This window comes from Helicobacter marmotae (genome assembly GCF_003364255.1).
Lineage (GTDB): Bacteria > Campylobacterota > Campylobacteria > Campylobacterales > Helicobacteraceae > Helicobacter_C > Helicobacter_C marmotae.
Window position 1 is genome coordinate 100,094 of sequence record NZ_NXLR01000002.1, and the last position, 26,880, is coordinate 126,973.

The 26,880-nt window shown below is 39.7% G+C and carries 31 protein-coding genes and 3 tRNA genes; 11 read left to right on the forward strand and 23 right to left on the reverse strand.

All coding sequences use genetic code 11. From position 1 onward, the window contains the following. Positions 1 to 4 precede the first annotated feature (4 nt). The 9 genes from CQA63_RS01795 to ribA all read right to left on the reverse strand — a co-directional run bounded on the left by CQA63_RS01795 (position 5) and on the right by ribA (position 6,945). Entirely contained in the window at positions 5 to 388 is a 384-nt protein-coding gene (locus CQA63_RS01795) for a DUF1104 domain-containing protein (protein ID WP_104699444.1), read from the reverse strand. Between the two features lie 896 nt (positions 389 to 1,284). Beyond that, the gene (locus CQA63_RS01800; protein WP_233706557.1) at positions 1,285 to 2,763 is read right to left on the reverse strand and encodes a DNA recombination protein RmuC; all 1,479 of its coding nucleotides are present in this window, start codon (positions 2,761 to 2,763) and stop codon (positions 1,285 to 1,287) included. After that, positions 2,741 to 3,217 carry a cyclic pyranopterin monophosphate synthase MoaC gene (gene moaC / locus CQA63_RS01805; protein ID WP_104699443.1) on the reverse strand — a complete coding sequence of 159 codons (477 nt, stop codon included), beginning with the start codon at positions 3,215 to 3,217 and terminating at the stop codon, positions 2,741 to 2,743. The genes CQA63_RS01800 and moaC overlap by 23 nt, the downstream gene beginning before the upstream one ends. Before the next feature lie 13 nt (positions 3,218 to 3,230). Then, complete coding sequence (mog, locus tag CQA63_RS01810) at positions 3,231 to 3,761, reverse strand: molybdopterin adenylyltransferase (protein ID WP_104699481.1); 531 nt, start codon at positions 3,759 to 3,761, stop codon at positions 3,231 to 3,233. An 8-nt stretch (positions 3,762 to 3,769) separates the two neighbouring features. Then, positions 3,770 to 4,318, reverse strand: a complete 549-nt coding sequence (mobB, locus tag CQA63_RS01815; protein ID WP_104699442.1) for a molybdopterin-guanine dinucleotide biosynthesis protein B — start codon at positions 4,316 to 4,318, stop codon at positions 3,770 to 3,772. A 10-nt stretch (positions 4,319 to 4,328) separates the two neighbouring features. Continuing rightward, positions 4,329 to 4,790, reverse strand: a complete 462-nt coding sequence (locus CQA63_RS01820; protein ID WP_104699441.1) for a molybdopterin synthase catalytic subunit — start codon at positions 4,788 to 4,790, stop codon at positions 4,329 to 4,331. Further along, positions 4,790 to 5,014 (reverse strand): MoaD/ThiS family protein, encoded by a 225-nt coding sequence (locus CQA63_RS01825; RefSeq protein WP_104699440.1) that lies wholly within the window; start codon positions 5,012 to 5,014, stop codon positions 4,790 to 4,792. The genes CQA63_RS01820 and CQA63_RS01825 overlap by 1 nt, the downstream gene beginning before the upstream one ends. Before the next feature lie 68 nt (positions 5,015 to 5,082). Next, positions 5,083 to 6,321, reverse strand: a complete 1,239-nt coding sequence (locus CQA63_RS01830; protein WP_104699439.1) for a molybdopterin molybdotransferase MoeA — start codon at positions 6,319 to 6,321, stop codon at positions 5,083 to 5,085. 39 nt (positions 6,322 to 6,360) lie between these two features. Beyond that, positions 6,361 to 6,945 (reverse strand): GTP cyclohydrolase II, encoded by a 585-nt coding sequence (gene ribA, locus CQA63_RS01835; RefSeq protein WP_104699438.1) that lies wholly within the window; start codon positions 6,943 to 6,945, stop codon positions 6,361 to 6,363. A 168-nt stretch (positions 6,946 to 7,113) separates the two neighbouring features. Here ribA and CQA63_RS01840 point away from each other — a divergent pair, with 168 nt between their 5' ends. Further along, positions 7,114 to 8,550, forward strand: a complete 1,437-nt coding sequence (locus tag CQA63_RS01840) for a catalase (RefSeq protein WP_104699437.1) — start codon at positions 7,114 to 7,116, stop codon at positions 8,548 to 8,550. A gap of 39 nt (positions 8,551 to 8,589) precedes the next feature. Here CQA63_RS01840 and CQA63_RS01845 read toward each other — a convergent pair whose 3' ends face one another. After that, entirely contained in the window at positions 8,590 to 9,042 is a 453-nt protein-coding gene (locus CQA63_RS01845; protein WP_104699436.1) for an ankyrin repeat domain-containing protein, read from the reverse strand. 470 nt (positions 9,043 to 9,512) lie between these two features. Between CQA63_RS01845 and CQA63_RS09665 the strand changes: the two genes are divergently transcribed. Both CQA63_RS09665 and feoB read left to right on the forward strand, forming a co-directional pair. Continuing rightward, entirely contained in the window at positions 9,513 to 9,677 is a 165-nt protein-coding gene (locus CQA63_RS09665; protein ID WP_170128351.1) for a hypothetical protein, read from the forward strand. Positions 9,678 to 9,713: 36 nt separating this feature from the next. After that, complete coding sequence (gene feoB / locus CQA63_RS01850; RefSeq protein ID WP_104699435.1) at positions 9,714 to 11,882, forward strand: ferrous iron transport protein B; 2,169 nt, start codon at positions 9,714 to 9,716, stop codon at positions 11,880 to 11,882. An 80-nt stretch (positions 11,883 to 11,962) separates the two neighbouring features. Here feoB and CQA63_RS01855 read toward each other — a convergent pair. The 3 genes from CQA63_RS01855 to CQA63_RS01865 all read right to left on the reverse strand — a co-directional run bounded on the left by CQA63_RS01855 (position 11,963) and on the right by CQA63_RS01865 (position 12,228). After that, positions 11,963 to 12,039: transfer RNA gene (locus CQA63_RS01855), tRNA-Arg, on the reverse strand. A gap of 14 nt (positions 12,040 to 12,053) precedes the next feature. Then, positions 12,054 to 12,130, reverse strand: a tRNA-His gene (locus CQA63_RS01860). A 20-nt stretch (positions 12,131 to 12,150) separates the two neighbouring features. Further along, positions 12,151 to 12,228 (reverse strand) — tRNA-Pro (locus CQA63_RS01865). Between the two features lie 321 nt (positions 12,229 to 12,549). Between CQA63_RS01865 and CQA63_RS01870 the strand changes: the two genes are divergently transcribed. Further along, positions 12,550 to 13,017: a Panacea domain-containing protein gene (locus CQA63_RS01870; RefSeq protein WP_104699434.1), complete on the forward strand. Its 468-nt coding sequence runs from the start codon at positions 12,550 to 12,552 to the stop codon at positions 13,015 to 13,017. Then, positions 13,014 to 13,271, forward strand: coding sequence for a hypothetical protein (locus CQA63_RS01875; RefSeq protein WP_104699433.1), 258 nt, complete (start codon positions 13,014 to 13,016; stop codon positions 13,269 to 13,271). Before CQA63_RS01870 ends, CQA63_RS01875 begins: the two co-directional genes overlap by 4 nt. 92 nt (positions 13,272 to 13,363) lie before the next feature. Here CQA63_RS01875 and CQA63_RS10345 read toward each other — a convergent pair whose 3' ends face one another. From CQA63_RS10345 to CQA63_RS01915, 10 genes are all read right to left on the reverse strand, one after another. Continuing rightward, entirely contained in the window at positions 13,364 to 13,498 is a 135-nt protein-coding gene (locus CQA63_RS10345; RefSeq protein ID WP_280524185.1) for a hypothetical protein, read from the reverse strand. A gap of 16 nt (positions 13,499 to 13,514) precedes the next feature. Continuing rightward, complete coding sequence (locus CQA63_RS09670; protein ID WP_170128352.1) at positions 13,515 to 13,688, reverse strand: hypothetical protein; 174 nt, start codon at positions 13,686 to 13,688, stop codon at positions 13,515 to 13,517. A 126-nt stretch (positions 13,689 to 13,814) separates the two neighbouring features. Then, positions 13,815 to 15,068 carry an Opr family porin gene (locus CQA63_RS01880; protein ID WP_104699432.1) on the reverse strand — a complete coding sequence of 418 codons (1,254 nt, stop codon included), beginning with the start codon at positions 15,066 to 15,068 and terminating at the stop codon, positions 13,815 to 13,817. 13 nt (positions 15,069 to 15,081) lie between these two features. Further along, the gene (gene panC, locus CQA63_RS01885) at positions 15,082 to 15,906 is read right to left on the reverse strand and encodes a pantoate--beta-alanine ligase (RefSeq protein WP_104699431.1); all 825 of its coding nucleotides are present in this window, start codon (positions 15,904 to 15,906) and stop codon (positions 15,082 to 15,084) included. A gap of 17 nt (positions 15,907 to 15,923) precedes the next feature. Then, complete coding sequence (locus CQA63_RS01890; protein WP_104699430.1) at positions 15,924 to 17,819, reverse strand: Eco57I restriction-modification methylase domain-containing protein; 1,896 nt, start codon at positions 17,817 to 17,819, stop codon at positions 15,924 to 15,926. Next, positions 17,812 to 18,516, reverse strand: coding sequence for an orotidine-5'-phosphate decarboxylase (gene pyrF / locus CQA63_RS01895; RefSeq protein ID WP_104699429.1), 705 nt, complete (start codon positions 18,514 to 18,516; stop codon positions 17,812 to 17,814). Before pyrF ends, CQA63_RS01890 begins: the two co-directional genes overlap by 8 nt. Next, positions 18,513 to 18,953 carry a transcription antitermination factor NusB gene (nusB, locus tag CQA63_RS01900; protein ID WP_104699428.1) on the reverse strand — a complete coding sequence of 147 codons (441 nt, stop codon included), beginning with the start codon at positions 18,951 to 18,953 and terminating at the stop codon, positions 18,513 to 18,515. Before nusB ends, pyrF begins: the two co-directional genes overlap by 4 nt. 1 nt (position 18,954) lies before the next feature. Continuing rightward, complete coding sequence (ribH, locus tag CQA63_RS01905) at positions 18,955 to 19,425, reverse strand: 6,7-dimethyl-8-ribityllumazine synthase (RefSeq protein WP_104699427.1); 471 nt, start codon at positions 19,423 to 19,425, stop codon at positions 18,955 to 18,957. A gap of 36 nt (positions 19,426 to 19,461) precedes the next feature. After that, positions 19,462 to 20,256 carry a 3-deoxy-8-phosphooctulonate synthase gene (gene kdsA, locus CQA63_RS01910; RefSeq protein ID WP_104699426.1) on the reverse strand — a complete coding sequence of 265 codons (795 nt, stop codon included), beginning with the start codon at positions 20,254 to 20,256 and terminating at the stop codon, positions 19,462 to 19,464. 16 nt (positions 20,257 to 20,272) lie between these two features. Beyond that, positions 20,273 to 20,917 (reverse strand): carbonic anhydrase, encoded by a 645-nt coding sequence (locus tag CQA63_RS01915; RefSeq protein WP_104699425.1) that lies wholly within the window; start codon positions 20,915 to 20,917, stop codon positions 20,273 to 20,275. A gap of 119 nt (positions 20,918 to 21,036) precedes the next feature. Here CQA63_RS01915 and CQA63_RS01920 point away from each other — a divergent pair, with 119 nt between their 5' ends. The 6 genes from CQA63_RS01920 (at position 21,037) to CQA63_RS01945 (ending at position 26,876) form a co-directional block, all read left to right on the forward strand. After that, positions 21,037 to 21,720 (forward strand): DedA family protein, encoded by a 684-nt coding sequence (locus CQA63_RS01920; protein ID WP_104699424.1) that lies wholly within the window; start codon positions 21,037 to 21,039, stop codon positions 21,718 to 21,720. Between the two features lie 85 nt (positions 21,721 to 21,805). Continuing rightward, entirely contained in the window at positions 21,806 to 22,600 is a 795-nt protein-coding gene (gene thiD, locus CQA63_RS01925; RefSeq protein ID WP_411710122.1) for a bifunctional hydroxymethylpyrimidine kinase/phosphomethylpyrimidine kinase, read from the forward strand. 313 nt (positions 22,601 to 22,913) lie between these two features. Then, positions 22,914 to 23,348, forward strand: a complete 435-nt coding sequence (locus CQA63_RS01930) for a DUF1104 domain-containing protein (RefSeq protein ID WP_104699422.1) — start codon at positions 22,914 to 22,916, stop codon at positions 23,346 to 23,348. A gap of 47 nt (positions 23,349 to 23,395) precedes the next feature. After that, positions 23,396 to 24,094: a response regulator transcription factor gene (locus tag CQA63_RS01935; RefSeq protein ID WP_104699421.1), complete on the forward strand. Its 699-nt coding sequence runs from the start codon at positions 23,396 to 23,398 to the stop codon at positions 24,092 to 24,094. Positions 24,095 to 24,101: 7 nt separating this feature from the next. Beyond that, the gene (locus tag CQA63_RS01940; RefSeq protein ID WP_104699480.1) at positions 24,102 to 25,364 is read left to right on the forward strand and encodes a sensor histidine kinase; all 1,263 of its coding nucleotides are present in this window, start codon (positions 24,102 to 24,104) and stop codon (positions 25,362 to 25,364) included. A 42-nt stretch (positions 25,365 to 25,406) separates the two neighbouring features. Further along, a complete protein-coding gene (locus tag CQA63_RS01945; protein ID WP_104699420.1) occupies positions 25,407 to 26,876 on the forward strand; it encodes a replicative DNA helicase in 1,470 nt (489 codons plus the stop codon). Positions 26,877 to 26,880: the final 4 nt, after the last annotated feature.

The following is a 26,880-nucleotide window of genomic DNA, read 5'->3' on the forward strand; positions in this document are numbered from 1 at the left end:
GGAATTAGTGTTTATGTGCGCAGTGAGGACAATCTGCTTGGTTTGCTTGGCTGAAGCCATATTCTTTCTTTTGCTTTTCATCCATTTTTTCTACGCGAGCTTTTACGCCATCTTTGACTTCTTTTTCATAAGCGCGGAGGTCTTTAGCTATCCAATTTTCAGTCGCTTTGTTATAGCTTGCTTTGATTTCTTCCATAAATTTTGTTTTAGCCTTTTCATTCATTTTGGCTATTCTTTTGCGTACTTCTAATGCCAAGTCAATAGCGTCTTCGCCTTTAAGCGTGCCTTGAAGTTTCACTAATTCGCTATCCTTTTTCTTACTCAAATCAATGCCATAGCCAAATGACATACCTAATAGCCCTGCAAGTAAAATGTGAGTTACTTTCATAACTGCTCCTTTGTAATGAATTTAAAAGAAGATTCTTATAGCACTTTAACGTAAATGCTTATAAAATGATACTCATTCCTAAGAAATACTGCCCACTAGAGACGAAACTTATTTCTCTCGTGCAAGTTAGATTATCGTTTTTTAAGAGAGCTTTCCTTGCGGGCTAAGCGTTTTCCTTGTTATCTCTCAAAGGCATAGTCGAATTTTTGCTAGAATCATTAGTAACCTTGCCTCTCTTGTCATCACGAACCCCTGCAAGGGGTGAAGAATTGCTCTTGGCGACTGGTGATTCTTTAAGCGATTCTCCACGTCATTGATTTGATGTCTTGCTCGCGGGAGTAAATCCCGCTTCGCGCCTAAAGCGCCTTTCGGGGGGCACTATTTTAATTTAATGTCTTGGGACGCAAAAAGTGAATTTTTGCGTCCCGCCTAAAGCTTGACTTATAGCTAAGCTTACGCTTATCTATCAAGTCGTTTTTTAAGGGCTTTAAATTTGTCGCCTAAAATGCTTAGCGGGGGCACTAGTTTTGACTTTTTTACCTTTTTGGGTAGTTTGGGAATTCTAAAAAAGGGTAGTTATTTTGTCATTCTGAACCTGCGTAGCAGGTGAAGAATCTCTGTGGGAATCACTAGTCGCCAAGAGAGATTCTTCGCTACGCTCTAGACATGACAAAATGGCAGATTTCCTAGTGTTTCCTTTGAAAAGTCTCTAGTGGATAAGAGCAATTCTTCGCTTGAGAATCAGGCGAAGAATTGCTGTGGGCTTTCTAGTAGGTTTTGAGAGAGATTATTCACCTCCCTAGCGGGGGTTTGGGATGAGAGAATCAAATAGAGATTTTTGGGCTTATAGGTCTTTACTATTACAATATAGCTTCTTTCTACAGGGGGTGAAGTGGCTACTCCTCATCTTCTCCCTCTTTTGGTGCAGATTCTATAGCAAGCGATGGTGTATCTAAGGCTATGTTACCTCTTTTAAGGAGATCATTGATTCTCTCACTTTTAGGCTTTATACCCTGTTTGCCCTCATATTTTGTCTTCACTTCTTCGTAAGTGTTTTGTAGTGTTTGAATATTATTGCCTATTTTTTGAAACTCCTTTTCAAATCTAGCAATAGAGCCAAAAAGCTTTTGAAACTCTGTAAAGATTTTCTCAATATTTTTATTGCGATGTTCAAACTGCCATAGATTGGCAATAACCTTTAGCAGCGCCATAAACGTAGTGGGAGATACGAGCACAACTCCTTTTTTATATGCTTCATCATAGAGACTCATATCTTGTGCCATAGCTTCTAAAAACGCCCCCTCAATAGGGATAAACATTAAGACAAAATCAAGCTTTTGCCCTTTCAAGTAATACTGGTAGTTTTTAGAGCTAAGATTATTAAAGTGAGCTTTAATAGACATACTTAGCTCTTTTTGTGCGACTTCCCTTTCTTTCTCATCTTTGGCATTGCATAGCTTTGTGTAAGATTCAAGTGAGGTTTTGGCATCTACTACTACGCACCGCTCCTCTCCATTGCTTTTAGGGAGCTTGATAATCGCATCGGGGCGGAGGCTTTTGCCATCATCATCTTTGAGGTCTTTTTGGAGCTCATAATCTCTGCCTTCACTCAAGCCGCTATTTTCAAGCACTTTTTGTAGGATTTGCTCTCCCCAATCGCCTTGTGCTTTATTGCTTCCTTTAAGGGCATTGGCTAGGTTATTGGCTTCCGTGGAGAGTTGTATGCTAAGTTTATTGAGATTTTCAATCTCTGTACGTAATTGGGTCTGATCTCTTAGTGCGTTTTGATGATTATCCTTAAGCTCTTTTGAGAATCTCTCTATATCTTCTCTTAGTGGTTTGAGGGAGTGGATTTGAGTTTGATTAAAGCTTTGTGTGTTTTGTTCTAAAATATCAGCGCTCAAAGCCTTAAAGGCATTTTTTAGCTCTTCTTTAAGCTTCTCTTCTTTCTGTTTAGCTTCTTCTTTTGCAGTATTATATTGCTTTTCTATCTTATCAAGAGCTTCTCGGTAATGCTCTTGCAAATCTTGTCTTGTTTGTGCGATTTGTATTTGGTGCTCTTCTTTAAGTTTTGCCTCTCTTTGTTTGGCTTCTTCTAGTGCTGCAATCTTGTCATTTACGCGATCTTGGCATTCTTCTTGTATGCGCTGGAGACTCTGCATAGAAGAAGATTCTAAACGCTCGTGGTCTTTTTGTGCCATCTCAAGCTCTTTTAGCAGATCTTGATTTGCGAGTTTATATTTTTCTAGCTCAAGTTGATATTGGGCTTTAAGCTCGCTTATTTGCTTACTCTGCGATACTTTCACATATAAAGCCCCAACTACTGCTCCTACAACGCCGCTTAGAATAATTTCAATTAATGTTTCTAAATTCACCGCTTTTCCCTCCACTTTTAAATTCAAGTTTGATATGATCTATGTGCATACACTTATCAATGGCTTTAAGCATATCATAGATCGTTAAAAGCCCTATGCTTACACCACTTAGGGCTTCCATTTCCACCCCTGTTTTACCCTCGCATTTTACCAGCACACCAAGCTTGATAGAATGGCTCTTTTCATCAGGTGTTATATCAACATTGATTTTATTTATCATTAAAGGATGGCACATAGGGATAAGCTCGCTTGTTTTTTTACTCCCCATAATGGCTGCGACAATGGCAGTTTGCGTGATTGAGCCCTTTTTGCCTGTGTGATTAAGTGCTGCTTCAAAGGCTTGTGGGCTCATAGTGATAATTCCGCTTGCATAAGCCTCACGCGTACTGATAGCTTTATTACTGACATCGACCATTGTGGGGTTGTGATGTTCGTTAAGATGAGTAAGATTCATAATGCTCCTTGTCTTAGGCTTTGGGGCGGTAGGCTTGGGTGTGTTCTGTGTTGGCATAGATATATCCCCCGCCAATCAAATCTATACAATAAGGCACAGCGGGGAATACCGCTTCTAGGCATTCTCTAATGCTTTTAGGCTTGCCGGGGAGATTGATAATAAGACTTTTGCCCCGCACTCCCGCACTTTGGCGGGAGAGAATGGCTGTGGGGACATATTGGAGGCTCACACTCCGCATAAGCTCGCCAAAGCCGGGCAACATTTTCTCACATACATTTTGCGTGGCTTCGGGGGTTACATCTCTTGGGGCTGGTCCTGTTCCACCTGTGGTAACGATTAAATCACAATGCTGTGTATCACTTAGCTCTCTAAGGCAAGATTCTATCAAAGATTGTTCATCGCTAATGATATGGTAGTGATATTGGCAAGGATTAAGGATAAATTGGCTTAAAGTCTCTTGTATAGCCTTGCCAGATATATCTTCATATACGCCCTCTGCTGCTCTATCGCTTGAGACAAGCACGCCGATATGGATTGTTTGCATATTTTGCATTATGCCTCCTTTGTAATAATCTTTGAATGCTCGCATATAAATGCTGCGATTTGGGGAATATTATTAAGAGAGAGGATAGGTATGCTACGAGGAAGAATCTCTACATTTTGCACACTCTCATCAATGGCAAAGGCACTTGCATAGGGGATATATTCAGATTCTATTGCCCCTCTTGCTACGACAATGCGTATAAAAGGCAGGCTTTTAAGCCCTTCTATAAAGACATAATCATAATCTTTAAAATGCTCCAATGCCTCATAAAAGGCTTGTATCTCTTGTGCTTTTTTATGCTTAAAATGTAGGCTTGCGTGAGTAGGGGAGATGAGGGCTACAGCTTGAGCACGTTGTAAAAACTCATAGCTATCTTTTCCTTTTGTGGCTTGCATTGCCTTGTCTTTTGGGTCATGCTTAATAATGGCGATTTTGTATTGATGAAGGTATTCGCAGAGTTTGCAAATAAGCGTTGTTTTACCACTATTGCTTTTACCGCTAAAGGCAAAGACTATGGGCTTTTTGCTGATGTTATAAGTATTTTTAGAATCTTGCATATTTGCCCCTTCAAGGGATATTTGGAGAGAGGATTCCACTACCGGCTAAGGGCTTGCTGCGCTCTTTTGCGTAGATTCTCTGTGAATTCATCACATCATACTTCCAAATAGGAGCGTTGGCTTTAAAGTCTTCTATAAAGGTGCGATACACTTCTAGGGATTGTGTGCGGTGAGGTGAGATAGTAGCACACATATAAGAGCTTTTATGCGTCATCACATCGCCTATGCTATGTGCCATGCAGATATAAACATCATGGGCTTTAGCCCGCTCTTGCCATGTATCAAACCATTTTTGCAAAAGTGGTTTATAAATATCAAAGCTTAGTGCCTCTATCTTTCCATTTTGCCCTATTTCTGCTCGCACAATGCCGGTAAAGACATTCAAAGCACCATTATTGCGCTCTAGGGCGATTTGCTCGCATTTGGCATATATTTCAGATGTGGGTAATGCCCCTTGATAAAGCCATAGCATTAGCCACCACACACAGGGGGGAGGAGTAGGACTTTATCCCCATTTTTTAGCGGGTGAGAAATATCTTCGATGATTTCATCATTGACTGCTAGGGCACTGACTTCAAGCCAAGAGCTAAGGGCTTTGTCTTGTGAGAGTATGGCTTTTAATTCGCTTAGATTCTTGACTTCTAGCTGACGCGGAGGTATATCACTCATAGGACCTAAAAACTCTACTTGAATCATTTTTATTCCTTATATGTCTTTATATGTGGCTTTGATACGGCTTGTGAAAAAGCATATCAAATGTAAAGTTAAAAGTGATTTAAAAACATTATCTTTACGACCTCGCCTGCTTTTAAATCACTCCCATTTTCTTCCAAAATCGCTAGAGCACTATTGCGTGTGAGATTATTAATCATCGAGCTTTGCAGGCTTTTTTTACCCTTAAAGCTTACTTGGAGTGCTCCATTTTCATTATAGACTTCACAAGCGCGAAATTCCATACGTGTATCTGCTCTTTTAATATCTTCTAATATCGTGGCTTCAAAAAGCATGGGTTTGTGAGTTCTGCCTTGCATTCTAGCTAGTAGGGGAGAGCCAAAGAGTAGGAAAGTTACAGCACTTGAGTTTGGGAATCCAGGTAAGCCTAAAATGGGTATATCATTATATGTCCCAAAGGCTACAGGCTTGCCCGGTTTTAAACGCACGCCTTTAAAGTGAATGTGTGAGAGCTCTTTAATAATTGCTTGTGTGTAGTCATAATCTCCCATACTCATGCCACCTGTGCTAAGGACCATATCGCATTCTTGCAATGCCTTCTCAAAGGCTGCTTTAATCATTGCCTTATCATCTTTGAGCAATGGATAAACAATCCCCTCTTGTCCCATTTGTGATAAAAGCGATTCTAAAAGATGCGTATTGACACTACGCACGACATTATCATATTTTGCTTCTTCTCCCACTTCTATAATCTCATCGCCCACGCATAGAATGCCCACTTTTGCTTTTTGATACACTTGGATAAAGTTATAATTTAACTCCGCAAGCAAACCGATTTCAAAAGCCCCGATTTTATCGCCCTTATGCAGGAGAACTTCACCCTTTTTATAATTATCTCCGGCTTGTCTAATCCACTGCGAGCTTTGTATCATGTCTTTTGAGACTTTGGGAGTGATTTTCTCCCCTTGTGCTTGCACATGCTCGACAATCACTAATGTATCGGCATTTATAGGCATAAGAGAGCCGGTGAATGTTTTTATCGCACAGCCTTGTTGGAGTGTGGCTCGTGTGGGGTTTCCTGCTTTGTTAGGGGGGAGGATTTGCAAGCCTTGAGTGAAAAACTCCTCTATATCCTCAAAGTTTATCGCATAACCATCCATAGCAGCAGTAGGATAGGCAGGGATATTGCATGGGGCATATATATCTTGGGCTAAGATTCTGTTTAGAGAATCTTTAAAATGTACTTGTTGTGAGCCAAGTGTTTTTATGGGTGTTGCGCACAATATCTCTAAAGCTTGGGTATAGCTAATAAGTGTAGGATAGTCTGCCATAAATGCTCCTTGTAAAGGCTCTTTGTGTTTAACATTGCCCTAAAGCAAATGTCCTAATTTTTCCTTTTTGACATTAAGATAGGCTTGATTATGGGGATTTATAGGGGTGATGATACTACTACGTACTACTTTTGCATAAGGTGCTATGGCATTAATTTTACGCGGGTTATTAGTGAGGAGGTTAATATGTGTAATAGAGAAATGTTTAAAAATTTCACCCACGATTTCATAACTTCTCTCATCGCTTTTAAAGCCTAATTGCTCATTTGCCTCTACCGTGTCATAGCCTTTATCTTGCAAGGCATAGGCATTAATTTTATTAAAAAGCCCAATGCCGCGCCCCTCTTGACGCAAATAAATAAGCATACCGCCCTCTTTATAGGCAGCAATTTGCTCCATAGCCAAAGCAAGCTCGGGACCACAATCGCATTTTTTTGAGCCAAATACATCTCCGGTGAGGCATTCTGAGTGGATTCTCACAAGCGGAGTTTTGCCCAAAAAGGGAGTAAATACAATCAAATGTTCTTTTGATGTGTGGCTATCGATATATTCACGAAAGCTTATAGTTAAGAAATCGCCAAAACGTGTAGGCAATTTTGCTTGTTGTGATATTTCATATTTCATTGTTTTCCTTTTAGGTGATAGTATTTGCATAGAGTGTCATTTGTGAAGCGGCATTATAGGTTAATTAGTTAAATCTTTTTTAATTTCATAAAATTATTAATTGATAATAATTATCTATTAACTATTTTTAGCTAAATTTGACACTCAAATTTATTCAAAGGAGCAAATATGGAAAAGAAGCTTACAACAGCTACAGGCACGCCATTAGGTGATAATCAAAATTCAATTACAGCAGGAAGTAGAGGACCTACTCTTTTGCAAGATACATGGCTTTTAGAGAAGCTTGCACATTTTGATAGAGAGCGCATACCAGAACGGGTTGTGCATGCTAAAGGAAGTGCAGCTTATGGAGAGCTTACTATCACAAATGATATTAGTGCGTATTCAAAAGCAGATATTTTTAACAAAGTTGGTAAGAAAACAAAAGCATTTTTGAGATTCTCTACCGTTGCAGGAGAGAGAGGAGCAGCCGATGCGGAGCGAGATGTGCGTGGGTTTGCATTGAAGTTTTATACCAATGAGGGCAATTGGGATATTGTAGGAAACAACACTCCTGTGTTTTTCATTAAAGATGCGATTAAATTCCCTGATTTTATCCATACACAAAAGCGAGACCCTAAGACAAATATGCGCTCTTCAACTGCGGCATGGGACTTTTGGAGTTTGCATCCTGAATCTTTGCACCAAGTAACAATTTTAATGAGTGATAGAGGGATACCACGAAGCTATCGTGAAATGCACGGCTTTGGTAGCCATACTTATAGCTTTATTAATGCAAAAAACGAACGTTTCTGGGTGAAGTTCCACTTTAAATCTATGCAAGGTATCCACAACCTTACTAATAAAGAGGCAGAGGCGATTATCGCTAAAGATAGAGAATCTCATCAAAAAGATTTGTTTGAAAATATAGAAAAAGGCAATTTCCCTAAATGGAGATTCTGCGTGCAAATTATGCCTGAAAAGGAAGCCCTCACTTATAAATTCAATCCTTTTGATTTAACCAAAACTTGGAGTCATAAGGATTATCCGCTTATTGAAGTAGGGATTTTAGAGCTTAATAAGAATCCTCAAAATTATTTTGCAGAAGTAGAGCAAGCCGCCTTTAACCCTGCAAATATCGTACCGGGCATTGGCTATAGCCCAGATAAAATGTTGCAAGGGCGATTATTTAGCTATGGGGATACACAACGTTATCGCTTAGGGATTAACCACTCTCAATTGCCCGTAAATGCCTCTATCGCGCCTGTGCATACCACACATAGAGATGGCTTTATGCAAAGGGGTGATTTTGGTGGGGAGAGAAACTATAATCCAAGTATATTTAATGACTATATTGAAGATAGCAATGCCCTTGAGCCAGCATTACATATTCCCGGTGGTGATATTATGGATAAATTCAATCATCGCGATGATAATAGCGACTACTACAGCCAAGCAGGCGATTTGTATCGTTTAATGAATGCTGAGCAAAAAGAGGCATTGTGTCAAAATATTAAAGACGCTATGGAGGGCGTGCCTGTGGAGATTAAAAAGCGTCAGCTTGAGCATTTCAAAAAGGCAGACCCAGCTTATGGCAAACGTGTAGCAGAGCTACTTGGCTTATAAACCTTGAATCTAGGCTTTATGCCTAGATTCCCCTCACTCCTAAAACCTTAACCACAATCGTTTGAAAAATCCTATTTTTTTGTTTGAATATTTTTGCAGTAGCTTGATGATTTCCTTTCTACGAAACATAATAGCAAAGTCATAAGGGCTCATGCCCATTGGGTTTTTTATATCCGGATTTGCGCCATTTTCAAGCAGGAGTTTTGCTACTTCTATATAGCCTTTAAAGCACACTCCAGCAAGCGGGGTTAGGTTTTTGTCATTGACCTTATCCACTTCTGCCTTATGGGTAAGGAGTAGTTTGACACATTCTATACTATTGTGGTAGCTTGCAAGCATAAGGAGTGTATCCCCTTTATGATTTGCTAGATTCACATTAAGCCCATTTTCTAAAAGCAGTTTGAGTGATTGGTGGTCGTTATTTCTTGCCATATCAAAACTCATGGCACAAAGTTCTTCTAGTTTTTCCTTATCTTGTGGGGTAAGCTCCATATGTATCCTTTGTAAGGGTGAATTGAATGTATTTTATCAAAACTCGATAAAAGCTTGGAGAGTTTGGAATTTAAAGAAAGAAAGTTAGTTTGTCGCCTCTTGCTGGCGGGCGTGATGGCGACCGAAGCATCTCTTAAAGAATCACCAGCAATTCAAACCTCTTGTCATGTCTAGAGCGTAGCGAAGAATCTCTACCCGAGTCACTAGTCGCCCACAGAGATTCTTCGCCTCCGCTTACGCCCTCTCTCAGAATGACAAAATAACTACCCTTTTTTTAGAATTCCCAAACCACACAAAAAGGTAAAAAAGTCAAAACTAGTGCCCCCCGCTAGTCGCTTTAGGCAAACAACTTAGCCCTTAGAAAACGACTTGATAAACGCACAAAGTGCGGTTATAAGTCAATCTTTACCCAAACTACCCAAAGGCAGGAAAGGGTATAAACTAGTGCCCCCCGCAGGGCTTTAGGCGGTTTGTGTGAATTGATTTCACACAAACCAAGACATCAAATCAATGACGGCGAAGAATCGCTAACTATGCCCTTAGTGCTTTGTCTGTATTGCTTGGGCAAGGAGGAGCAAGGATTTAATCTAAGAATAGATATTAATTTTATTGATTTGGATACCAAACTAAGTTAGAATTTTATTTACAAGATAATAAACATTAGGATAAGCATGAAAGAAATTAGAGTTGTATGTGTCGGGCAGCCAAATGTAGGTAAAACGTCATTAATTAATAGAATCTGCGGAGTGCATTTAAAAGTCGGTAATTTTACGGGTGTAACGGTGGAGAAGTCAGAAGCCCAGATTGAGTATAAGGGCTATATTTTACGCATTATTGATTTACCCGGGACATATTCATTAAACGACTATTCCTTTGAAGAGCGCGTTACAAGGCAGTATTTAGAGCAAGAAAATTATGATGTAATACTTAATGTGCTTGATTCTACCAATTTAGAACGTTGCTTGTTTTTAAGTGCGCAGCTTTTAGAGCTTCATACGCCCCTGTGTTTAGCCCTCAATATGAGTGATGAAGCACAAAAAGAGGGGATACATATCAATGCCCCGCTTTTAGGCAATGTACTAGGTGTGGAATGTGTGAGCGTATCGGCTTTTCATGGGGAGAATATAGAGCACTTGCTTGATGCTCTAATCAAAGTGGGCACAGAAGGTATAAAACCTAGCAAACGCATATATACGGAGTTTGTAGAGCAAGAGATAGAGCATTTGCATACATTTTTAAAAGAGAAACAATACATTGATGTAGAAAATCTTTTAAAGCAAGGACGCAAAGATGTGCAAGATTTGCGCGATGTGGCTTTAAAGCTTTTAAAGCAAGATAGCTTTGTGAGTGAAAGTCTGCATGATAAGGGCTGTTGGGCGGAGCTTAGTGCCTTTAGCCAAAAGTGCATTAATAGACTTTATGCCCAAAGTGATGAAAAAAATGTACGCAATATTTTTTATAATGATATGCTAAGTTTTGCCAAAGGGGCGAGTATGGAAGCGAGTGGCTTAAATGCCCCTCCCAAGCTTGCTCTAACACAAAGAATTGATCATATTTTGCTTAATAAATATCTCGGTATTCCTATCTTTTTGCTTTTAATGTGGGTGTTGTTTCAAGTAACTTTTTATGCAGGTGAGTTTCCTAAGGTGTGGATTGAAGAGAGTATGCAGGCTTTTGGTGATTGGGTGGAGGAAGCACTGCCCTATGAATTTTTAGCCTCCTTGCTCTCTGGGGGGATTATTGCTGGTGTGGGGGCGGTTTTAAGCTTTTTACCCCATATTTTGATACTTTTTTTTGGGATTGTGCTCTTAGAGGGCACGGGCTATATGGCTAGGGTGGCATTTTTACTCGATGGCTTTTTTCATAAATTTGGCTTACATGGCAAGAGTTTTATACCGCTTGTAACAGGCTTTGGCTGCTCTGTGCCGGCATATATGAGCACAAGAATGCTAAAAAACCGCAATGATAGAATGCTCACACTTTTTATTATAAATTTTATGAGTTGTGGTGCGAGATTACCCGTATATACGCTTTTTATTGGTGCATTCTTTCCTCCAAGTATGGCGGGTAATATATTGTATGGAATCTACATTTTTGGTGCGTTTGTGGGGTTGTGTATGGCGAAGATTCTTAAACTCACCGCATTTAGGGGAGATGATGAGCCATTTGTTATGGAAATGCCTAAATATCGTTTGCCAAGTGTGCAATTAATCGGTTTTAGCCTATGGCAGAAAGCTATGGGGTATATTAAAAAGGCTGGAAGCTTTATTTTGCTTGCTTCGGTGATTATTTGGGTGGGGACGCAGTTCCCTAAAAGCGAGCTTTTGGAGCAGCAAATGCAAGATTCTATCCAAGCTTTAGAAAAACAAGGGGGAGATGAGGAGTCCTTGCAAGAAGGAATCGATGAAATTATGCACGCATATCAGGCTGCGTTGGTAGAGCAGAGCTATTTGGGTCGTATAGGGCAGTTTATATCGCCTATTTTTGCCCCTATGGATTTTGACTGGAAGCTCTCTGTATCCTTGCTTAATGGGCTTTTAGCTAAGGAAACGATTATCTCAAGTATGGGTGTGCTTTATGCCCTTGGTGATGAGATAGATGAGGATAATGATACGCCTTTGCGAGATGTGCTGCAAAAGTATATAAGCATGCCAACTGCGATTGCATTTATTATGTTTATTATGTTTTATAATCCTTGCTTTGCGGCGACTATTGTATTTGGCAAAGAAGCTGGGGGCAAAAGGTTTATCTTGTATTTATTTTTATTTACAAGTGCTGTGTCATATATTTTTGCGCTTTTAGGCTTTTATTTAACACATTACCTGCTAGATGTGCTTTAACTTAAAGGCAAGAGAATGCTCTTGCAGGGCTTAATATCTAAGAAAAGAATGCAAGCAAGAAGTTTGAAGCTTAAATAAAGTGGTACGCCCGAAGGGAGTCGAACCCCTAACCCCCAGATCCGAAGTCTGGTGCTCTATCCAATTGAGCTACGAACGCATAAGTGAAATATATGGGGTGGGTGATGGGGTTCGAACCCACGACCCTCAGAGCCACAACCTGATGCTCTAACCAGCTGAGCTACACCCACCATGTAATGAGAGGTAAGAATGGTCGGGGCGAAAGGATTCGAACCTTCGGCCCCTTGGTCCCAAACCAAGTGCGCTAACCAGACTGCGCTACGCCCCGAAACCACAAATAAAAGGGGATTATTATAATACAACCTTATCTTTTTGTCAAGAATAAGCCCTCCTATGAGGCTTTGCTATCACATTAAGGTTTTAACTCACTGGGAGTTTGGGTATGAAGTCTAATCCGCAAAACAAAACTACTTCACAAGGGAAATGAGTTTGTCAGCTCTTGCTCTTGCGGGAGGGCGTGAGAGGTGACGAACTCATTTCCTTTTATGAAACTATAGCTAAAAACTCATGCTTTATCACAAAGGATTTTAAGGGGTTAAAAGTTTTATTGTAGAATGAAAACCTTGAATTAAGTTTAAGGGGGTGGAGTATGTTAAAGGCTTTTGATGTGGCACTATATTTTTTATTTATGGCTAAAAGTGAAAATATGGGCGATACTATCTCTAACCTTAAAATGCAAAAGCTCCTTTATCTTGCACAAGGGCATTATATAGCCGTTTTTGATGAGCCTTTATTTAATGATAAGATAGAGGCTTGGCGTTATGGTCCTGTTGTTAAGAGTGTCTATGATAAATTTAAGAAATATAAAGATTTATCCATTGACTTTAAAGAGCTAGATAAATTTAATGCAAGCCTTTACACGCAAAAGCATTTAGATATGCTCCCTTATGTATTTTATAAATATAATATTTCTGCACGCGAATTAGTAGCACTTACGCACGATAGTGGTCCTTGGAAGGAATATTACAATCAATACACTACGCAAGAAATCCCATTACAGGCAGTAAAAGCTTACTTCAAAGAAACTTTAGAGGAAGATGCTAAAAGGTATTTATGAGTGGGTTTATTGGTCTCTGGGAGATGTTTTTAAAAATAGAGTTGTATTTTAAACTCTCTTTAGATACGACACAAAGAGGCAGCATAACCCACGCCCTATATCCCCTAAGCGATAAGAATAGACACAATATCACAAAGAATGAAATAAAGCAGTGCTTGCAGGGTGTGGTTATACTTAAAGACAAGGCACTCAATGAAAAATTATTAATTTATATAGAAAATTATATAAATGAAAATATTAAGGATATGCTTTAGTATGTATAATTAATTTAATGTCTTGCTTCGTGTGAAACAAACCCCATCTAGCACGCCTGAAGTAACTAGCGGGGGCACTAGTTTTGACTTTTTTACCTTTTTGTGTGGTTTGGGAATTCTAAAAAAGTAGTTCGTTTGTCATTCTGAGCCTGTGAAACAGGCGAAGAATCTCTAAGGGAATCACTAGTCGCCAAGAGAGATTTTTCGGGCATAAAGCCCAAAGACATGAAAAAATAACTGCCTTTATAATGATTCGTTTAAGGAGTCTTTAGTGGATAAGAGCAATTCTTCGGTAGCCATCACGCCCTCCCGCAAGAGGCGACAAGGTAATGTTCCTGTATGGTTAAAAAGTTTGTCATATCTTAGGAGCACCAAGTGGAGGCGAAGAATCTTTAATGGAATCACTAGAGATTCCAAAGGAGATTCCCCGTTTGCTTTATGGCTGAGCGTTCATTTTCCCTTAAGTTATCTCTGTAGCTTCAATATTCACAAAATACAAAAATTCATTGCCAAGATTCACTTGTGCGCATTTCTTAGAATCTCTCAAAATGCAAGTTTCACGCCTAAATTTGCATTTGTGCTATGCGGGTAATATCGCTCACTGCCTCCATGGGTATTTAACACATTTAAAATCGCACTTAAATGCTCGGTAAATCCAAAATCAAGCAACAGATTCACTTCATTGACCCTATCATAAGGATTGCGTATATCACTTAGCAAGCTTAATGTACGAAACTTCGTGCTGCCATAGACGATTGCAAAGCTCACTCTATCAATAGCAAACATCACCTTGCCATACCACAGGCTCGCATCTACACCCTCTAAGAGCGCCCTTCCACCCCACATAAAAAACGGGCTTATGCTATTGCCAAGCGTATTAAGCGACCCCCAGCCAATATTTGCCCCACTGCCTATATAGCCCGCACTCGCCTCAGCCATACCTTTCACACCCACATAGAGCTTTACATCAGTGTTATAGCCATTGCCGCTATTTCCATTTGAGATTCCATAATTTTGCTCAAAGCTCGTAGCAAAATGCCCGCTTAAGCCAATATAAGATTGTGAGCTCTCATATCTTGCACTTGCCCTTACTCCCGTTGCGTAGAATATAGAGGGATTAGCGATCCCATAAACCTTAATGCTAAATTTATCGCCAATGTAGTATTTAAAACTCACTTGACTAAAGCCCAAAGAACTATATGGATTCACATTATAAAAGCCTGTCATTTTATTATATTGCACATAGCCATTACGTTTTGCCCACAGAGCTTCAATAAGCAAGTTAGGCAAGGAGCGATTGCGCACAGAGATACCATCTATTAACCTATCTGCCCATTCAGAATCTGCAAATACCCGCCCCGCCTTAATGCTTGTATCACCATCAAAATATTCTATATAAGATTGTCCAAGCATAGTGCGCTCATTCATATAAAAATCCCTTGAAGCATCGCCCACCCCATAACGATTAGGGTTATTGCTGAGCGCTCCTGCGCTCCATTGAGAGAGCTTGTCATCTTCATATAATATATTTGCCGCACGGAAACTCACTGCCACGCGCAAATACTTCCAAAATGCTGAATGATACGCCAAGCCTACACTTCCTACCATATAGCCTGCTTGATTATAGTCATCTTTCATACCGCCGCTTATGACATCTCGCCCATTTGTGTAATTCCCATAAAAGAGAATATCACCGCTTGAAATGCCATTTTCTAGCGCATCATCAAGCTTATCATACGCCCATATATTGCCAAATAAGCCACATATCATTAAAAATACAATAATGCTTCTTTGCATACTCTCTCCTCTCTCATATCCATAGATTATCCAAAAGTCGCGTTTGTCCCACTCTTGCTGCTATTAATACAATACTCTCTCCTTTAACGATCTTTTTAATAGGCTTTAAAGAGTGGCTAAAAAACCCTGCATAGAAGATTCTATCTACATCGCTTAAGCCACTTTGTACAATAGATTCTAAAAAGGCTACTTCATAATGCCCCTTATCTATCTCATTTTGAATCGCCATAAGCGTGCTGGGGATACATAATGCCCTTTTTCGCTCTTGCTCGCTTAAATAGACATTGCGCGAGCTTAAGGCGAGATTATCGCTATCTCTTTGTATGGGGCAGGGCACAATCACTATGGGTAAAAATAAATCACGTACCATTTTTTGAATAAGTAATACTTGCTGTGCGTCCTTTTGCCCAAAATATGCGTGATGTGGCTGAGTGAGGTTAAAAAGCTTGAGCACGACCTGCAGCACACCCGCAAAATGGCTAGGTCTATCAAATCCCTCTAAAATATAGCCCATTGCCTTAGGGGGATTAAGTGTGATTTCATCTTCACTATACATTTCTTCCACACTAGGGGCAAACACCGCGCTCACGCCGCTTTGCTCGCATAAGGCTAAATCTTTTTGCATATCTCTAGGGTATGAATCAAAGTCTTCATTTGCCCCAAATTGCGTAGGATTGACAAAGATTGAAACTATCGTATGCGCATTTTGAGCTAAAGATGCCCGCATAAGGCTTATATGCCCCGCATGCAAAGCCCCCATAGTAGGTACAAGCCCCACGCTTTGGCTAAGAGAGCGGCGGTATGCCCTCATTTCTTCAATGGTAGAGATAACTTTCATTATAACTCCTTTAGCTCCTATTCTAATGTTTCTGTGTTTTTATGAGATGTGCTCTTGGCTTTACGTGCATTTTGGGCACTGCTTTCAATAATGGCGATTTCGTCTTGAGTGAGGTTGTAGAGGGTATAGACTAAAGCATCAATTTGGGCTTCTAACTCGCTGGTGTGAGATATATTCTCATCACGAGGCAAAGTCGAAGAATTGCTGTTTGGATTACTAACAGATTCTATTCCGTTGTCATTCTGAGCCTGCATAGCAGGCGAAGAATCTCTGTGGGCGACTAGTGATTCGTATAGAGATTCTTCGGTCGGGCTCTGCCCTCCCTCAGAATGACAAACTAATTTCCTTTGCGGGTAGCCAAGTTTGTCATTCTGAACCCCTGCAAGGGGTGAAGAATCTCTGCAAGAATCACTAGTCGTGCTTTTTGGTGTTTTTGAAAGCAATTCTTCGCAATGCTTGGAATGACAAAGTGGCTGCCTTTCTAGTGATTCTGTTAAGGAGTCTCTAGTAGATAAGAGAGATTCTTCGGGCATAAAGCCCTCAGAATGACAAACTAACGGAGTCACTGGTGATTCGGGCGAAGTTTCTGCACAATGCTTGGAATGACAAACTAATTTCCCTTGCAAGGTAATTTTCCCTTGCGGGTTGGACTTATTGTCATTCTGAGGGAGTGAAACGACCGAAGAATCTCTGTGGGTGACTAGTGATTCGGACAGAGATTCTTCGCTACGCTCAGAATGACAAAGGAGTTGAGTTGTGTGTGGATTTTGCAGAGATTCCTCGCCTCCACTTTGTGCTCCTAAGACAGCACAATTTGCCTTAAGCCTTAAAATCTCCTCCACTAAGGCAATAATTGTATCTACGATGTGTTGATTGGAAGTTGTGATTTTGGGGATGGGGAATGATTTGACGCTCTCACCTGAAAATTGAAAAGACATCTTTGCCTTACTAAAAATAAAGTGATAAGCATACCAATTAATGAGCTTTGAGTGGAGTAGCCCTAAAATAAAGCGATTAGAGATATGCTGGTGGCATACAATTTGATGAATCGTATTAACGATTCTGTATTGTGCAGGATTATCTTCTATGATAGTTCCACAAATTGATGTTTGCTCCACACCCATAGCCGCACACGATATAATCCTTTGGAGCAACACACTATTTGGCTTAATCTCTGCCTTATCACTCAAAATTAAGTCTTTGCCCACATAGCCTTTAGGCGTGCTGCTAAGGGTATATTTTTGAATTTCTTTACCTCCCAACACCTTAAAATCGCTTGGTGTTTGCACTACTTGCTTATAAAACACATCACCCCAAATATGTTCCCCACAATCTGCCAAACTTTGCTTCATATTTCTTGCGATTTTACTTCCAAGCCTCAATTCCTTTTCTTTCACAGCAAGAGGGAAGTTTCCAAATAAGCAAGTGAGTGCTTTATCAATAAGAGCAAGGGCTTTGTGCCATCTAAAGCTCGCTGTGCCATATGTTTTATGCTTCTTTGCTACATTTTGTAAATAAATAAGCATCTCTAAGTTCGCATTCTTAAATGCCTTAGAGCAGTCAATGAGGGAGACTAGATTAGCTAGCAATATCTCTCTTATTTTCTCCCAATTACTCACATAAGCAAGAGATTTAGGTACGATAAAGCTATTTATGCCCCTCTCATTTAAAAGCTCTTGCGCCTTGCAAATAAAAATCTGTGCGGTATTTGATGAAGCATTAGGATAGAGGGCTTTGTAGGTTGATTTTTCCTCTTTACTTAAACTTGCCCCGTATGGGGGATTGCCTAGTACTATATCCCAGCCTTCTTCATTATTTATTTCATTATAAGCCTCTGTGTGTAGGGCTTGTAGGGCTTCGTGTGTGTTTGTGTTTGGATTTGCATTTGGCATGGTGGGAGTTTGGCTATTCATTCATAGTCTCATTAAGAATCTGCTCTACTACTTGTAGAGGATTGTGTGCTTTATAAATAGGGCGTCCGATGACTATAAAATCACTTTGTGCTATCTTGGCATCTTGCAGGGTGGCTACACGTTTTTGATCATCTGTGCTTTCATTAAAGGGGCGAATACCCGGAGTGATAGTCAAAAAGTGCTTGTCTGTAGCTCTTTTAATCGCTAGGCTCTCTTCCACAGAGCACACCACGCCGCTAATGCCCGCATTATAAGCAAGGCTTGAGAGTTTAAGCGTATGGGAGAAGAGCTTAGCATTATAAATCTCTTCAAATCCCAAATCATCAAAGCTTGTAAGCGCACTCACGCCTACAATAAGCGGGAAGTCATTATACCCTGCCTTAAGATTTGCTATAGCCCTCATCGCCTCAAAGCCGCAGCTTGTGTGGATGGTAAGCATATCAATGCCTATTTTATACATCTCTTTTAGTGCGCCAAGCATAGTATTTGGTATGTCATAGAGCTTTAAATCAAGGAAGATTCGATAATCACCATACTTTTTGAGTGCTTCTATACCATAAATACCATCGCGGATAAAGCTCCTTAGCCCGACTTTAAGCCAAATGTGCGATCTCGCATTGCCTAGAGGACGCAGGGAATCTACCAAAGCAAGATTCTCCTCTAAAGTAGGATTATCTAATGCGATACAAAGTTTCATATCTCGCCCTTATTCTCGCCTACGGCTTTGCTACTTTTATATGCCTTACTTAGCGCATCAAGCACGCCATTAATAAAAGCCGGGGCATTATCTTCTCCGCCATAGAGCTTGCCTAATTCCACTGCCTCATTAATCACCACAGGCACATCTGTATCTGTATAGAGTATCTCATACGCCCCAAGCCTTAGCATAGCCCGCTCCATACCTCCAAGCCTTGAGAAATCCCACTCTCTCAAATGAGGGGTAATGCTCCTATCAATATCATTTAAATGTTTGAGCGCACCTTGCAAGAGAGAGAAGGCGAAGTCCTGCTGCTTGTTTTTAATCTTCTTTTCATTCAAAATACTCCGCGCAAGAAGTAGAATGCTATCATTGCCTACATCATAGGCATAGAGCATACCGACTACAGCTTCTCTTGCTTGCGTACGCGTAGCCATATTAGACTCCAAGTTTCCTATAGAGATTAAGGAGCTCAATAAGCCCTGCCATAGCTTCAAAGCCCTTATTCCCAGCCTTTGTGCCAGCCCTCTCAATGGCTTGCTCTATACTATCAGTTGTCAAAACGCCAAAAGTTACAGGCGCATCATATTTGAGTGTAACATTGGCTATGCCCTTTGTAGATTCTGCAGAGACATAGTCAAAATGCGGAGTAGAGCCTCGTATAATTGCCCCCAAACAACACACGCCATCATATTCACCTTGTGAGAGAACTCTCTGCAATGCAAAGGGTATCTCATACGCCCCGGGCACAAGCACTAAATCAAGCAACTCATCGCGCCCTCCATGACGTAAAAAGCAATCCTTAGCCCCCTCTACTAATCTATCTGTTATTAAATGATTAAAACGTGCACTTATAATAGCAACGCGCTCATCGCCCGATAATCCTAACTTGCCCTCTATGATATTCATGACATTCTCCTTTTATGCGAAATTATGTGTGCGAAATTATGCAAATTGACTGAGTGTGTAAAGCTGCTCAACAAGCGGTATAAGCGCGTCTGTCTGCACCATATTGGGTCCATCACTTAATGCCTCTTTAGGGTTTAAATGCGTCTCCATAAAAAACCCATCTACCCCCACTACAGCCGCAGCTTTAGCTAAAGGAGGCACAAATGAACTATCACCCCCACTTTTGCCTCCTGCTGCTCCGGGCATTTGCACGCTATGAGTAGCATCAAAAATCACAGGTGCAAATTTACGCATTATCACCAAAGAGCGCATATCCACGACAAGATTCCCATAGCCAAAGCTACTCCCTCGCTCAGTAAGCCATACATTATATTTTTGAGATTGCTCATAAGTGGCTTGCTCTCCTCCGCGCGTTTTAATCGCCTTAAGCACGCTATGGCACATATCCGCGGGATTCATAAACTGCCCTTTTTTGATATTTACAATTCTCTCTGTCTTTGCCACCGCGACAATCAAATCTGTCTGACGGCACAAAAATGCAGGAATCTGTATCACATCTGCTACTTTTGCAATATGTGGGGCTTGGTAACTCTCATGAATATCAGTGATAATCTTATAGCCAAATTGCTTTTTAATCTCGCCTAATATTTCTATGCCCTCTTCTAAACCCGGTCCGCGATAACTCTCCAAACTTGTGCGATTTGCCTTATCAAAGCTGGATTTAAAGTAAAAATCAATATGAGGATTTTCATTTAAGGGCTTTAATGCCTCTGCTACTGCGCTTAGGGCTTCATAACTCTCAATCACGCAAGGTCCGCTCATTACAATCATCACTTCCTCCTTGTTGCTATTTAATTTTATTAATTGGCTTAAATTCCCGCTGTATCATATTATAATTAAAAATCTCTCCTGTTTCGATAATGTAATACCAGCCATAGATGTTAAGCTCCCCTCTATCAAAACGTTCTTCCACAAATGGATAACTGATGAGATTCTCTAATTGATGCTCAATATTCATCTGCTCCATAAGCCATGTGCGCTTTGCCTTAGAGGCTGGCTTTAGCTCATCTACCTTTTGTTTCACAGGCTCTAAAAGCTCTATCCATTTTTTCACATAAGGTGCATTCTCTAACTTTTGTGAATCTTCATAAATCGCCGAGCAAGCCCCACAATCACTATGCCCGCAAATAATCACATTTTTAATATCCAAAATACTCAAAGCATATTCTATCGCTGAAGTGGTAGCCAAATATCCGCCACGTATGCCTTTATCACTTCCTAAATAAGGAGGGACAATATTCCCCATATTACGTATTACAAACAAATCTCCGGGCAAGGTGTTGGTAATCAAATTTGGCACCACACGAGAATCCGTGCAGGTAATAAGCAATGTATGAGGCTCTTGACGTTTTTTGAGACTTTCATACAAAGCTTTATGTTCATTATAATCCTCTTCGCGGAATTTCACCGCTCCTTCAAACAACTCTTTCATACAATAAATACCCCTTGAGATTGTGCTTCTTATTATGTAGTTTGCATAAATTTATGGCATTATATCAAAGTAAAACAATAACAAAATCCATTTAAACCATACGCACAAAGGAGTGAATATTGAGCGAATTACTTGGAAGCATTATTAATGCGATTGTAGAAATTATAGGCACATTGGGCTATGTGGGGATTTTTGCGATGATGTTTTTAGAATCAAGCTTTTTTCCCTTTCCCTCAGAAGTGGTGATGATACCTGCTGGATATTTAGTTTATAAGGGTGAAATGAATGCCATTATCGCCGTGCTTTGTGGCATAGCAGGCTCACTTGCTGGGGCTTTGTTTAACTACTATATCGCCTTAAAATTTGGGAGAGAATTCCTTATCACTTATGGGAAGTACTTTTTCTTCACAGAGCAAACTATGCAAAAAATGGAGCAATTTTTCCTTAAACATGGACCCATTAGCACATTTTTAGGGCGTCTTATAACGGTTGTTAGGCAATATATATCCCTCCCTGCGGGTTTAGCAAGAATGAATCTCGCTAAATTTTGTTTTTACACCTCGCTTGGAGCGGGAATCTGGGTCATTATCCTTACATTGATTGGCTACTATGCGGGCGTGCTTTTTGCAGATATAAATGTAGATTCTATAATCCATGCTTTTACCTCGCTTTCACCCACTGCTGAAGAACTCGCTCTTAGGGGTATGGTCAAAAAGGCGGGATTATGGACATTGGCTTTTGTGCTTTTGTGTATAGTGGGCTATATCTGCTATTGGTATATCAATAAAGGCAAAAAGCAATAGTTATTTAAGTGCAAATGTGCCCCATATTTAAGGGCAATAGATAGAGCACCCATTTATTCTAAAGGCATATATAATGAAAGATATAATAAAACCACATACACAAAATGCTATCCCTATTTTAAGCATTGCAGGGAGTGACTGCAGTGGGGGAGCCGGGATACAAGCCGATCTCAAAACCTTTAGCGCACATAAGCTCTTTGGTATGAGCGTGATACTCAGTGTCGTAGCAGAAAATACCGCACGCGTGATTTCTAGCCACGATATTCCCACGCAATACATTAATGACCAAATCAAAGCTGTGTTTGAAGACATACCTCCTTATGCGACAAAAATAGGTATGCTTGGCTCAAATGCCATTATTGAGTGTATCGCAGAGAATCTGGCGTTTTATAAACCTCAAAATGTAGTTATAGACCCTGTAATGTTTGCTAAAAATGGCTTCCCGCTTATGCCGCAAAACACAAGAGAAACATTTAAAAAAAAGATGATTTCCCTTTGTGATGTGCTTACGCCCAATATCCCCGAAGCGGAGGAACTCTGCGGCTTTAGCATAAAGAGTGAAGAAGATATGCGACAAGGGGCAAAAGCACTCTATGAAATGGGTGCTAAGGCTGTGCTTATTAAAGGCGGACATGGCTTAGAAAATGCCAATGATGTGCTTTATAATGGGGCATTTCATATCTTGCATTCTGCGAGAATTGGGACTACAAACACACATGGCACAGGCTGCACTCTAAGCTCTGCCATTGCGTGCAATCTTGCCTTAGGATTTGATGTGCTTCAAGCCATTAAACGCGCTAAAGATTATGTGTTTGGCGCGATTTTATACTCACTCAAGCTTGGCAAAGGCAATGGACCAACAAATCATTTTTTTAGATAATGTTAGAAGCGATGTTAATGAAATCACTAGCGATTCTAAAGTGATTCTCTGCCTGCTAATAAGGGATAGATGAGAGAGATTAGATAAATAGCCTAGATGGGTAGGCTAGATTAGATGTAGCACAATAAGGAGTTGTCTATAAAGCTCGCAGAATCTTTATATCTACAAGTAGAGATGAATGAGTAGAAATAAATTTATGAGTTAAAAATATTTGCATAATGAGCCCCAATTGCTCCTTTTAAATTCACTTTGATTTTATACTCTTGCTATACAATCCCCAAGTCTGTGAGACAATTTCTTATAAGGAGTTCGTATGAAAAGATTCCAATTATGTGTAGTAGCTACTGCTTTAAGTGCATTTTTATGCTCTGCGATTTTTGCAGCGGATTTTAGCAAAACAAGTGAAGCAGATTTGATTAAGCTTTCTGGTGTGGTGAAAGTAGAAGATTTTGCAGATTATCAAATTGAAATTGCAAAACGTTTAAAAAAGAAGTCTGAAAAAGACGCACAAGCTTTTAAAGAAAAGCTCAAAGCTCAATATGAAAAAGCAACAGAAAATTTAAGTGTGAAGCAATTAAGAGAATATAAAAAATCCACACAAGAGGCAATGAAAAAGCGTATAGAATCTATGAGCGTAAAAGAGTTGCAAGAGAGTGGATTACCTTTCCATAAACATTTTGACAAAGCAAAGGGTGATGGCAAATCCTCTTGCAAAGAGCGAAAACTTTCTAAAGATTCAAAAAAATAATCATATCCCACCCTCTATCCAAGGGTGGATAAAATGTAGGGAAAAAGATGTCAGCAAAGATTTTATTACTTGAAGATGATTTTGTCCTTTCAGAAATTTTATTAGAGTTTTTGCAAGAGCAAAATTATGATGTGTGCTTATATGATAATGCTACAGACGCCTTAAATGCCGCATACGAGCAGCATTTTGACTTATGGATTTTAGATGTCAAGGTGCCCGCTGGCAATGGCTTTAGCCTGCTTAAAGAATTAAGAGAGTGTGGGAGGGATACCCCTGCTATTTTTATCACCTCGCTTGATAGAATTAGCGACCTAGAGAGTGGCTATAATGCGGGCTGCGATGATTATCTTAAAAAGCCCTTTGAGCTCCTTGAACTTCAATATCGTATAAATACCTTACTTAAACGTTCGTTTTCACACACGCAGCAAGATAGCATTACATTAAGCAATGGCTTTGAATTTGGCATTCTCTCGCAATTACTTTATGATAAAAATGGCGCGATTATCCCCCTCACGCAGAAAGAAAGTCTCCTATTATCCCTTTTGCTTCAGCATAAGGGGCAGTATGTTTCTCAAGAAGCGATTTTTGATACATTATGGGATTATGAGCAAGAGCCAAGTGAGATGAGTTTGCGCGTGTATGTGAAAAATTTGCGCAAAATTTTGGGCAAGGATAGTATATTAAATCAACGCGGGCATGGCTATTGCTTTAATGATAAAAATTTGATTGATAAAAAGGGAGATTAGTTTGGGAGTGGAGAATTCAAAAAAAGCCATTATTAAAATCTTATGTCTTTATCTGGGGACAACGGGCGTTTTTTTATGCGTTTTTTTTGGATTTTTTTATGCGAAAGAAAAGCGTCATCTCTTTGTGCAACAGGTGAGCAATTTACGGGAGGTAAGCCTTGAGGTGTATGATATTTTACACACGCATAAAGATGATATGCCCCTAGCCTTTAAGCAGATTGAGACAAATATTGCCTATCCTTTAAGGATCTATAACCACAAGGGGAAAGTGATTTATGATACTCTTTATGTTACTCTTAGTGATGATGAATATAAAGAGGGCATAGCCTATCGCGGAGATAAGGTGATTATAGAGCCATCAATGCATGAGCGATTCCCCAAGTCTCCTCCTTTTAGTAAAAAGCAAGAAGGGCAGCAAATAGATGAGGTAAAGCCCCAAAAAGCCTATAAAAACCCGCGTTATCAAATTTTCATACAAGATAGCACGCTAGATAATCAAATATTATTTTTGCAATTTAAGCTGATTGTATATTTCCTTCTTTTACTTTTTGTCATTGGTGTGATTGCGTATTTTTTAGTGCGGCTCTCACTTAAACCCATGCAAGAGACTATTAATTCACTCAATGCTTTTATTAAAGATTCCACCCATGAGATTAATACGCCCTTAAGCATTATTCTTATGAGTATAGAGACATTGCGTGAGGATAATCTCACATTAGCCCAAAAGCAAAAAATAGAGCGCATTAAGCTTGCTTCAAAAAGCTTAAATCACCTCTATAAAGACCTTGTCGCCTATAATTTCCCCCATGCTATTAGTGATAAAAAGCAGCATCTTGCCTTACATGAGCTTTTAAGGGAACGTTTGGAATATTTCACCCCATTTTTTGAGCAAAAGTTAATCCAAGTGCAAACTCATATTGAGCCAAGTATGATCATTGCTAGTGTGGAGAAAATGAGTTGTGTCATTGATAATCTTTTAGGTAATGCGATTAAATACAATAAAAAAGGCGGTAAGATTGATGTTAAATTAGCACAAGGGTATTTGAGTATCGCTGATAGCGGTTGTGGTATGTCTATAGAAGAGCGTAAAAAAATCTTTGATAGATATGTACGTTGTAATGACTTTCAAGGCGGCTTTGGCATAGGGCTTACACTTATTAAACGTATATGTGATGAATACCACATTCATATCGAGGTGCAAAGCCAGATAGGGCAGGGAAGTAGCTTTATACTCTCTTGGAATGCTAAGCCCACCCTAAAGGAAGCATAAAGAAAAATAGATACAATTTGGCTTTGACTACAAGGAGTGTGTATGCAACAAGAGCCTATTATTACTATTGAAAAGATTGTCCTCTCATCTATTTTTTTCTCCCCTGATAAATTTGAAGAAATTGCCGCAGAACTCAAGGCTGATGACTTTCTTTTGCCCTCACATCGTGATATTTTTGAAATGTGTGTTTATTTAAGTAAAAATAACTTTCCTATTGATACTGAAATGCTCCTTGCTAAAAAACCAGCACATAAAAAAATCACACAAGAAGAGCTTTTGGAGATTCTAGCCATTAATCCTATTGCCAATATTGAGGCATACATTGGAGAGATAAAAGAGGCAAGCATTAAGCGCGAACTTCATACTTTGGCAAATTTTTTACGCGAGAAGTCGCTTGATAATCACCAAAATGTTGATGAGATTATTGATGATGTAGAACGTAGGCTAAATGATGTTTCTTTTGGCAAAACAGAAGATAATGTCTATAATGCCCAAGAAGTGGTGAGTGATGTGCTAGATTATCTTAAGGACTTAAAAAATCGTGGTAATACCACAATAGTTGGGCTTGATACGGGTTTTAGGGAGCTTAATCGCGTAACAACGGGCTTTAACAAGGGAGATTTGATTATTATCGGGGCTCGTCCTTCTATGGGAAAAACTACTTTTGTGCTAAACCTAGCCCAGCATATACTTGATAGCAATCAAGGCGTGGTGATTTTTAGCCTTGAGATGCCTTATATGCAATTAGGTATGAGAATGTTAAGTGCTAAAGCCTCAATTGCCCTGCAGAATCTCCGCACAGCCAATCTTACCAATGATGAATTAAGCACATTAAGTGCTATGGCGGATAAAATGGCAGCCCAACCGCTACATATTGTTGATGCCTCTTCTTTGAGTATTGCGCAGCTTAAAGGGGGATTGAGACGTTTAAAAAGACAGCACCCTGAAATTAGCATAGCTATTGTGGATTATTTGCAGCTTATGAATGGAGGAAAGGGCGAGTATAACAAACAAGCAGAGATTAGCGAGATTTCACGAGGGCTTAAAATGCTAGCAAGGGAGCTTGATATGCCTATTATCGCACTCTCCCAGCTTAATCGCCTTGTGGAGAGTCGCGATGATAAGCGCCCTACACTTTCAGATTTGCGAGATTCTGGAGCGATAGAGCAAGATGCTGATGTGATTTTGTTTTTATATCGTGAAGATGTGTATAAAAAACGTGAAGATAAAGAACGTTATGCGAGATTAAAAAAAGAAGGGAAAGAAAAGGACTTTAAGCCTGAACATCAAGAGCGTGAAATTGAGCCTACAGAGATTATTGTCGCTAAAAATCGTAATGGTGAAGTAAAAACCATTGATATTCAATTCAATAAACGTTTTATACGTTTTGAGGATAAGCCAAGAGAAATGGAGCATGATATGACTGAGACAAGCATTGATGGGGAAGTGTTTTTACAACAAATACAGCAAGATAGCCAACAACCACAAATTGATATGCCAAATATTTTTTAATATG